The 8,787-nt window shown below is 52.7% G+C and carries 11 protein-coding genes; 6 read left to right on the top strand and 5 right to left on the bottom strand.

What is annotated here, in order from left to right; genetic code table 11:
* Positions 1 to 413 precede the first annotated feature (413 nt).
* The 5 genes from IT781_RS17790 to IT781_RS17775 form a co-directional block, all read right to left on the bottom strand.
* Positions 414 to 1,109, bottom strand: a complete 696-nt coding sequence (locus IT781_RS17790; protein WP_194971523.1) for a CTP synthase — start codon at positions 1,107 to 1,109, stop codon at positions 414 to 416.
* Positions 1,110 to 1,254: 145 nt separating this feature from the next.
* A complete protein-coding gene (locus IT781_RS22485; protein WP_255528718.1) occupies positions 1,255 to 1,584 on the bottom strand; it encodes an EamA family transporter in 330 nt (109 codons plus the stop codon).
* Positions 1,585 to 1,593: 9 nt separating this feature from the next.
* Positions 1,594 to 2,133, bottom strand: a complete 540-nt coding sequence (locus tag IT781_RS22480) for an EamA family transporter (protein ID WP_228779252.1) — start codon at positions 2,131 to 2,133, stop codon at positions 1,594 to 1,596.
* A gap of 87 nt (positions 2,134 to 2,220) precedes the next feature.
* Positions 2,221 to 3,048 (bottom strand): 3-methyl-2-oxobutanoate hydroxymethyltransferase, encoded by an 828-nt coding sequence (gene panB, locus IT781_RS17780; protein ID WP_194971522.1) that lies wholly within the window; start codon positions 3,046 to 3,048, stop codon positions 2,221 to 2,223.
* Between the two features lie 245 nt (positions 3,049 to 3,293).
* Positions 3,294 to 3,560 carry a hypothetical protein gene (locus tag IT781_RS17775; RefSeq protein WP_194971521.1) on the bottom strand — a complete coding sequence of 89 codons (267 nt, stop codon included), beginning with the start codon at positions 3,558 to 3,560 and terminating at the stop codon, positions 3,294 to 3,296.
* 436 nt (positions 3,561 to 3,996) lie between these two features.
* Here IT781_RS17775 and IT781_RS17770 point away from each other — a divergent pair, with 436 nt between their 5' ends.
* Genes IT781_RS17770 through IT781_RS22895 form a run of 6 tightly spaced genes read left to right on the top strand, consistent with a single transcriptional unit; the run spans position 3,997 to position 8,770 of the window.
* Positions 3,997 to 4,548 carry a transglycosylase SLT domain-containing protein gene (locus IT781_RS17770; RefSeq protein WP_194971520.1) on the top strand — a complete coding sequence of 184 codons (552 nt, stop codon included), beginning with the start codon at positions 3,997 to 3,999 and terminating at the stop codon, positions 4,546 to 4,548.
* A complete protein-coding gene (locus tag IT781_RS22650) occupies positions 4,532 to 5,158 on the top strand; it encodes an OmpA family protein (RefSeq protein WP_255528717.1) in 627 nt (208 codons plus the stop codon). The genes IT781_RS17770 and IT781_RS22650 overlap by 17 nt, the downstream gene beginning before the upstream one ends.
* A gap of 1 nt (position 5,159) precedes the next feature.
* Positions 5,160 to 5,441: a type IV conjugative transfer system protein TraL gene (gene traL, locus IT781_RS17760; protein ID WP_194971518.1), complete on the top strand. Its 282-nt coding sequence runs from the start codon at positions 5,160 to 5,162 to the stop codon at positions 5,439 to 5,441.
* Positions 5,442 to 5,449: 8 nt separating this feature from the next.
* Positions 5,450 to 6,085: a TraE/TraK family type IV conjugative transfer system protein gene (locus IT781_RS17755; RefSeq protein WP_194971517.1), complete on the top strand. Its 636-nt coding sequence runs from the start codon at positions 5,450 to 5,452 to the stop codon at positions 6,083 to 6,085.
* Between the two features lie 12 nt (positions 6,086 to 6,097).
* Positions 6,098 to 7,180, top strand: a complete 1,083-nt coding sequence (locus IT781_RS17750) for a type-F conjugative transfer system secretin TraK (RefSeq protein WP_194971516.1) — start codon at positions 6,098 to 6,100, stop codon at positions 7,178 to 7,180.
* 15 nt (positions 7,181 to 7,195) lie between these two features.
* A complete protein-coding gene (locus IT781_RS22895; RefSeq protein WP_194971515.1) occupies positions 7,196 to 8,770 on the top strand; it encodes a TraB/VirB10 family protein in 1,575 nt (524 codons plus the stop codon).
* Positions 8,771 to 8,787 lie beyond the last annotated feature (17 nt).

The raw sequence follows: 8,787 nt of genomic DNA, 5'->3' as shown, positions 1-8,787 counted from the left end.
AACGACAAAGTCCCTCGGTAATTAGTCCGTCAGTTTCCCTCGGTAATCACATTTTGCCACTTTTGGAATAAAGAGAGCGTCTAATTTCTTCCAACCTACTACTCAAGTAATTGTTATTTAGTAGATTTATCAAATTACCACCATGCCGATGGGTGGAAAACGTTCAACCCCGGTTTACATCGGTATTCCTCATAGCGTGCAAAATTCGGAAAAGTAAACAGAGCCAGCGCAACATTGTTCGCACCTTCCAAAGGCATAAAATATGCCATGATGTTTTCCGCCGAACTTTTCCACGAGAGGAATCCACAACTTTCCGTCATGCTCAAACTCCTTAAGCTTGTAGGGGTCAATGATGTAACGTAGGTAGCAAGTGATCATGGGTCTTTGATGGCTAATGTTGAATGCTAGGAATGTTAAACTGAATAACTCACTACAGCCGCTAAGAAAGCTGTAATCAGCGGATGTGGCTGTTCAGGTGTAGAGCGCTCCTGCGGTACAAACAATGTGCCAATGAAAAAGGGGTGATTCGGATGTTCAATAACGCGCACTTCACCCTCGGCATCTGAGCCAGAGATACTCATCGGCCCTTGCTTCAATAGAGGGATGCAATCCGGATTGACGCCAAAATTGCAGTAATACTGCTCTTTCGCCGACAAACTGCCGTAAATTACATCCACTTGAGATCCCGGTACAAAACTAAGCTGCATCTCACGGCCAGCGAGTGAACAAGCCAATTGCGAAATGAACAGGCTTGAGGCGTATGGATCGTATTCGGCGTGCTGCGCCTCCTTAAAGCCCAGGACGTTACGGGCGTATTCAATCACGATATGCTGAAACCCGCCACAAGTGCCCAAACAGGGAATCTTGTTTTCCCTCGCATAGCGAATGGCCCATAGAGTCTTCTCCATGCTCTTGTACGGGCTGCCTGGGGCCACCCATATGCCGGAATAGCAATCAAACAGGCTTTGGTCAATGTCTTCCGTTGAAATCCATTCCGCTGTTATGTTTATATCCAAAAAGTTTCGGACATGCTTGATGGCCGCATCGGTCGAAGCATGGGGTGGAAATGTCGGTGTATATTCACCAAGCAGGGCTATCGATTTACGCATGACGTTCAACTCCTTTGAGTGATCTGATGATGTGGTAGAAAAAACCCGCTAGCCAAAAGCGGGATCATATGTATTTAATTTTCCATGAACTGATTGTTCAAACTTGGCCAATACGGCTTCTCGGACGGTTCCGGTGACAGCTTGCTCATGCCGGACGGAGGCGCATGGCGATGCGAGCGCCAGCCAGATTGATGCACAGCCCTGCAATGATCAATATGGCAGCGGCTAGCTTCCACGGATAGAGCGGCTCTCCCAAGGCCAGCGTTGAACTCGTAAAGCCGAACACCGGCACCAGCAACGTAAACGGCGCCACTGTCGCCGCTGCATAGTGACTCAACAGCCAGCTCCACACGGCGAAACCCAGCAGAGTTGACAGATAGGCGATATAGCCGACCGCTCCGATAGTGGGCCATGAAAGATGAGCCATGCCTTCAAGTCTCCAGCTGTCTTGCTCCAGTAGATACGGCAGCAGCAAAAGCGGCGGCTAGGCAACGAGGCTTCCCCAAACCACCAGTGCCAGCATATCGACTTTACCGAGCTTCTTGGCGATCAGGTTGCTTATGCCCCATGAGGCAGCGGCAGCAACAATTAAAATCAGGCCCAGCGCCGAGATTTCGCCGCCTGTATGGGCGGCAACCGGCCAGATGCCCGAAAATGCCATCAAGGCGCCAATGATTTGCCAGACAGAGAGTTGTTCAGCCAGAAATATGACAGCCGGTGCAACCGTGAGAAACACATGAACCTGAAGCACTAAAGACGCCATGCCGGCCGTTGTTCCGGCATACATGCCGGAAAACAGCAGCGCGAGCTGAGACACGAACATCACCAATCCGAAGGCCATAACGCTACGGAAAGGTACGGCGGGCCGTTCGATAAAAAAGACCAGTGGGAACGCGGCGAGAAAGAATCTGAGCGCGCAAAGCAGAATGGGCGGAATTTCTTTCAGATCCACTTTGATGGCGACGAAGTTGAATCCCCAAATGGCCACTATTAAGATGGCCAGTCCTATGTCCTTGCGATTCATCGATATTATCCTACGTTCCTTTGGTTAACTTAATGCCTGAAATTCACTGGCCTGCTCGGCTTTCCCGTTGGTCTGGTGAAATGGGAGTTATGACTTATTGGCAACATCAAAGCAGTGTTCCAATGTCGGAAAGGCACCGGAGCGAACATCATCCTCGAATCTCGCGAACGATTCCCGTATCAATGCACTCAAGTCGATGTACTGTTTCGCGAATCGCGGGGTGTAGTCAGAGAATAGACCTAGAGCATCTTCAGTTACCAATACTTGACCATCGCATTCGGGCGAGGCTCCAATACCAATGGTTGGAATTTTTACAGAATTAGTGATTTTCCGTGCTGCTTCCTCACATGTCCCTTCTATCAGGAGACTGAATGCGTTGCACTTTTCAAGTTCCAGCGAAAGCGCGACAAGTCGTTCTATCTCGTCTGGTGTACGTCCTTGAAACTTGAATCCCCCCATAGCATTGATATATTGGGGCATTAGGCCGATATGAGGCATTACCGGAATACCACGACTAGTAAGGAAGTCAACGGTTTCCAGCATTTCAATACCGCCCTCTAACTTGAGGCCTTGAGCGCCAGTCTCCGCCATTACTTTGGCAGCGTTTCGATAAGCCTGTTGAGGAGATTCCTGATATGTGGAAAAGGGCATATCGATAATGACACAAGCGCGAGATGCCCCGCGAGTGACAGCCTTCCCGTGATTGATCATCATGTCAAGCGTAACCGGCAAGGTTGAATCCATGCCATACGCAACCATTCCCGTGGAATCCCCTACGATAATGATATCCACGAACTCATCCATTAGTTTCGCCATCGGCGTCGTGTACGCTGTAAGAGAGACAAGCCGGCCTCTTCCCTTTGTCGATCTAATCTGGGGAATAGTGATTCTTTGGGAAGTTGCGTGTGTACTCATTCCGGTTCCTATAAGTTATAACAAAGCAGTGGGAACTACTACCTGTTATTAGCCCAAAAAGGGGGCTGCAAACAATTGATTTTTTCTGGTTAACGGCTTTTCGACAGTTAGGTTTATTCCGCCAACACGCCCCCCATTGCGTCATCGATAATTGTCCATAGTTTTAGGAACGGTTCGGCGGCATCTTTCCATTTAGGCAAAGCCAATAAGGGAGCCGTATCAATCCACGGCTTATTGTTATTGTCTCACCATACCCGCGCTGCTAAAGTCAGAATCCTTAGAACCACGGCTAGCTCACGCGATACCGTAGCACTTTTAACCCCAGCCTCTTTTCTGGCATTCAGATAAGTCTGTAACGTGCCCATATGAATTTCTTCAATGGCCATATCGCCGATATACCGATCCAGAATCTGCAGACAATTAGCATCCCGAGCCAAACTGTGCTTCTCAGTTTCATTCAGGTATTTGGTGGCGGCTCGACGGAATATCCAACGAGGGCGAACCCCATACACCACCTGTCGCCTGATCTCTTCCAGACGCTTGGCTAGATACCGTTCCGCTTCTTCAAGGCTGCCCGTGTCAGTGCTTTCGAAAAGTCGGCCATATCCTTTGATTTATTTTTCAATGTGCCAGCATTGACCTCGTTTCCGAAGTCCTGGCGCTCTGTTACGTCCCATAAGTTGCCTCCTAATTGGCGAGAGACGCCCATTGCGTTGAATAATCATCTGCCCATGAGTCAAAGTCAAGCCGGTCAAGTACAATTCCCTGTTTGCCGATAGCAATCACGGTTAAAAACGGGCACACTTCCTCATTGAAAAGAGAATTCTTAACCTATTCTTAAAATATCTTCGCAAACACAGCCCGAAACGCAAAGAAAAATTAAAACAGGCCATTTTTGGGCGTTTTTCGACCCGATGCAATTTTTTTCTGCGAATTAGAATAGTCCGCATGAAAAAGAGCATCAGTTTAACAATCATCCTACTCCTCGCTTCAAGCCGAGCGCATTCAAACCCGACGCTGGAAAACAGCGTCTGGGGACGCGCGGCAGCTTCGGCCGGCGTTAATGTCGCCACGCTCTACAGTATTGCCGTCCAGGAAAGCGGCATGCGCTGGCGAGACGGCACTTTCAGACCCTGGCCTTGGACACTCAATGTCAATGCAGGGAAAAACGGCATCAAGGCGGGACCCCGACGTTATGCCAGCAAGGAAGCGGCTGCACAGGCGCTTAAGGAAATGCTCGGCAAAGGCGTCACGAACGTGGATATCGGGCTCATGCAAGTCAACTACTACTGGCACGGCGACAAAGTGTCCAGCCCCTACGCGCTGTTAGATCCTCAAACCAATATCACTGTGGCGGCCGGCTACTTGAAGGCGCTCAACAAACATAATGTCAGCCAAACAGTCGCCGATTACCACGCGCCGTCGAATCCTGCGCGCGGCAAAACCTACGTCCAACACGTCAAACATTACGAGAAAATCATTTATGAAAAACTTAAATAAGGTGCCAATCGCGCTATTGGTCAGCCTGGCTGTCGGTTGCTCGACAACGCCCGGCTGCCCTTTTAACCGGTCGGGTGATGACTGCGACCGGATCATAGTGACGGCCTACTTGCCGCCTGTGGTCGCTGAGCTGGACTACAAAAACATCCAGGGCTCCCGCAACCAAGTGATTGTGCAAGGCGGTTTCCAGCACGCCCTGTCCGTCCCTGGGCCAGAAACGTTGCAACCGGTCACGCAACCTTTGCAATCCTTTGCCTTGCCTCCGAATGCCATTCCGGACACAGAATCTGTTTTCTTTGCGTTCGATCGCGCGTCCATTGATCCCATGGAAATGGACAAACTTGATAACCTGATCCATCGGATTGAAGCCAAATTAATACATGTCCGCATTGAAGGCCATACCGACAGCCAAGGTTCCGCCAGGTACAACCAGAAATTGTCGTTCAAGCGCGCCAGGGCCGTCAAAAACTATCTCGTTCAGCACGGCATTCAAGCCGGCAAGATCTCGATCGAAGGCCTGGGCGAAAGCGATCCGGTCGTGCCTAACGATACTGAGGCGCACCGCATCAAGAATCGCCGGGCCGATCTGATTCCATTCACGGAGAACTGATATGCGCGACATTCCGAATTACATAGATGACCCGCAACAAATCCTGTTCTGGGAGTTCGACGAGTTCATTCTGCTGGCCATCGCGTTTGGCGTCGGCATCATGGTGAATTATCTCGGCGTGCTCATTCTGTCGGGACTGGCCGGCATCAAAGTGTACCGGCGCATCAAGGACCGGCAGGCGAATGGCTTCCTGCTGCATGCGCTGTACTGGTATGCCGGCCTGGGCTGCGATGAGACAACGCCGACTTCCAGACCCCTTGCCTTTATTCGCAGATTCTTTTAGGACCCCACATGGATTATAAAAACTTCGCATCAACCTGGTTGAGCCTGCAGGCCTCAAACCGATTTCTGAAACTCGTATGTCTGTCGCTGATGGGACTCAACCTGCTGACCCTGATCGGCTGGCTGAAAAAAGACACGGCCGTGATCCTGATACCACCGAGCCTCTCGGAGAAATCGGAAATCGCCCGAAACAAGGCGTCGGAAGGCTATAAAAAAGCCTGGGCCATGTACACGGCCACGCTGATCGGCAATGTTTCCCCGGAGAATGCCGACTTTGTCCTGGATTCATTCAGCAACATGGTCACCGGCGAAATCCGCTCCCTGATCACCGAACAAGTCGCGCAGGAACTCGACATGCTCAAGCAGGAAAAGGTGGCTTCACGCTTCGAGATTGTCCGCGTCACTTACGAACCGGAAACCGACAAAGTGTTCGTGACCGGCCGCAATGTCCTGATCGGGGCCGGCGGCAAATCAGCGCCGACCGAGCAAACCTTCGAATTCCAGATCGACGTCAAGCAATACTCGCCGATTATCACGCAGATGGCCTCTTACGAGGGCCAGCCCCGACTGCTCAGCGTACTGCTGAAGGAAGAGGCCCGGCGGAAAGCGGACGAAGAACGTCAAAAACAATTGCAGAAAAAATAGGAGCCCTTACGCATGCAAATTAAACCCCTGATTTTCTTGATGGCCTTGGCAACAGCGGCGCTGGCGGATGACCTACCGCCGGAGCTGCCGTTTCAGGCGCAGGACGGCTCATCCCTGATACCCCATCAGGCTGGCGAGGCAGGCGATCTGGGCGTGAGCGACAGCAAGCCCGCGCTGCCCGTGCCGCCCGCACCGAATGAGCCGCCGCCCTCCGCCGGCCAAGTCATCAACGGCACGCCGGAGGCGCCTACTGTTGCCCCGCCTGAAACGGTCGAACCCGCACCCCGGCCAAAACTCAAGAAGAGGCCGAAATTGCTGGATAAAGCGCCCACGCCAAGAAAAGCCCAAGCCGATAGGAATGACTCTGACCTCATGCCGGGGCTGCAATCCGGCATCATCATTAAGCCCAAGCCAGGGCGCACGGAAAGCGTCATCATTGCCAAAGGCCGGTTGAACCGCATTGCCACGCCTTACGCCGAGCCGAAAGTGCTAACGGTCGATCCGGTCGAGACCAAAATTGATGGTTCGGCCGTCTATATCGCCACTGACGCCGAAACACCGGTCAGCCTGTTTATTTCCGACACGGAAACCGGCAGTGCGGCCTCCCTGCAGTTGGTGCCGCAGGACATGGCCATGCCGGTCGAAATCCGCATCGAAGGCGATCCCGTCCAGGCCAACGGCACTGAAGCAGCCTCGTCCAAGACGGACAAGCTGTTTCGGCAAGATACACCGTATATCGCGGAAGTGAAGGCCATCATGCAAAACCTGGGCAAACAGCAGATCCCGCAAGGCTTTACGTTAGAAGAGATAACGGAAGAATTGCAGGGCATAACGTTTTGCCATGATCCCAGCCTGAGCTATTGGCCCGGCCAGCTGCTGTCCGGACATGACTCAAGAATTGTGGTCCTAATTGCCCAAAACAACAGCGCCAGCACGGCAGTTTTCGAAGAAGCCTCCTGCGCGAGCGATGACACGATGGCCGTGGCCGCTTGGCCCAAAATCCGTCTTGAGCCGGGCGAGAAAACGGAAATCTACCTACTGATGCGCTTGCCCGAAGGGAAAAGCGGCGAAGAAATCAGACCCGCTTTGCTGTAAAACAGGAGCCTTGTTGTGATCGACCTTGAAAAGAAAACGCCCAAAGAAAAACTGATCGACTGGTATATCAAGCTGGACCCGTCCAGGCGCAAGCAGTTGACGCTGATCGGCGGCGGCGCCCTGTTTTTTGTGCTGTCGGCAATCCTCATCACGGCCACATCGGATGATGGGCCCAAGATCATGCAAAAACCCCGCAAGGTGGAATATACCTTGTTTAACGGCAAAAGCCCCCGGGATGTATCCATGGATGCGATGTCGGGCAAGATCAAAAAGCTCACGGAAGAATTTTCCGAGATCCGCACGACCTTTCAGCGCCAGGATCAGAAGATCCAGGAAGCCTCGCAAATGATCAAGCTGCAAACGGAAGAGCTGAACAAGCGCACGGAGAAATTGGCGCAACAAACCAATGAGCTGAACCAGAAAATTGAAGCGGCGCAGGAGGCGCTGAAAAACCAGGTGCCTCTGCCCGAAATCCCGCTCGACGATAAATCGGCTCGCACGGGCAAAGGCAGAAAAAGCAAAAGAGACCCGCTAGAACCGGAACTGTTGGGCGAGCAGTCGCCCACCCTGGCGGAAAGCGATACCGTACCGGCCGAAACGGGGCCGAAGATACGCGTCGTGACCGGGGAAGGGGAAGATAGCAAAAAAAATGATAAAAGTGACGGCAGTGCCACCACAACGGGCAAAAACAGCGGCAAAAAAATAACGGAATTCGTCAATATCAAAAAGCCTTCCGGTAAAACCGGCGTGCCCGATATGTTCCTGCCGGCAGGCAGTATTTTGAGCGGCACGCTGGTAACAGGCCTGGATGCGCCGACCGCCAACCAGTCACGCAACGATCCGTTCCCGGCCCTGTTGCGGGTCAAGCACGAAGCCATTCTACCGAACCGTTACCGGATGGATATTCGCGAGTGTTTCCTGATCGCCAGCGGTTATGGCGATCTGAGCGCCGAACGTGCGTACATGAGAGCGGAGCGTATTTCCTGCGTCAAGAAAGATGGCGCGGTCATTGAAACCGCCATGGATGCCTATTCGGTCGGCGAAGACGGTAAAGCCGGGGTCAGAGGGCGGTTGGTTTCCAAGAACGGCCAGATCATCGGCAATGCCTTGTTATCGGGGTTCGTCGCCGGCATCAGTCAAGCATTTGCGCCGCAAAAAGTATTGGCCTACCGGGACAACGTCCAGCCCGGCGAGCAACAACCCTTTCAGTATCCCTCGCCTGAAATGCTGGCCGGCCAAGCCTTGACGGGCGGCATCAAAGGCGCCGCGGAGCAAATCGCCGATTACTACCTGGAAATGGCCAAGAACATTTTTCCGATCATTGAAGTGGATGCGGGCCGGAAAATCGATTTCATCATGATCCGCGGCATGTCGCTGAATCCCAGATCGAGATCAGGCCAGGGGACTGGCGGGCAAAGCGGAGTCCGCGCTGCCAATAACGCCTACGGCGGCTATCAGGAGGGCTACGGCAACGGCTACGGCGGCAATATGATGGGCGACATGCTCAACGGCATGATGCGCGGTAATGGGGGAGGCCACGGTGGTTATGGCCGAGGCGGGCAGGGTGGCTATGGCGGTTATGGACGTTAAATTTTTTATTAATCGAA

This window comes from Methylobacter sp. BlB1 (assembly GCF_015476545.1).
Lineage (GTDB): Bacteria > Pseudomonadota > Gammaproteobacteria > Methylococcales > Methylomonadaceae > Methylobacter.
Note: the sequence above shows the minus strand (reverse complement) of the source record. Positions and strands in the feature narration are given on the sequence as shown.

Excerpts from the sequence above, each read along its gene's own strand:
- IT781_RS17790 (WP_194971523.1), bottom strand. The coding sequence starts at position 1,109 with ATGCGTAAATCGATAGCCCTGCTTGGTGAATATACACCGACATTTCCA.
- IT781_RS22480 (WP_228779252.1), bottom strand. The coding sequence starts at position 2,133 with ATGAATCGCAAGGACATAGGACTGGCCATCTTAATAGTGGCCATTTGG.
- panB (WP_194971522.1), bottom strand. The coding sequence starts at position 3,048 with ATGAGTACACACGCAACTTCCCAAAGAATCACTATTCCCCAGATTAGA.
- IT781_RS17770 (WP_194971520.1), top strand. The coding sequence starts at position 3,997 with ATGAAAAAGAGCATCAGTTTAACAATCATCCTACTCCTCGCTTCAAGC.
- IT781_RS22650 (WP_255528717.1), top strand. The coding sequence starts at position 4,532 with ATGAAAAACTTAAATAAGGTGCCAATCGCGCTATTGGTCAGCCTGGCT.
- traL (WP_194971518.1), top strand. The coding sequence starts at position 5,160 with ATGCGCGACATTCCGAATTACATAGATGACCCGCAACAAATCCTGTTC.
- IT781_RS17755 (WP_194971517.1), top strand. The coding sequence starts at position 5,450 with ATGGATTATAAAAACTTCGCATCAACCTGGTTGAGCCTGCAGGCCTCA.
- IT781_RS17750 (WP_194971516.1), top strand. The coding sequence starts at position 6,098 with ATGCAAATTAAACCCCTGATTTTCTTGATGGCCTTGGCAACAGCGGCG.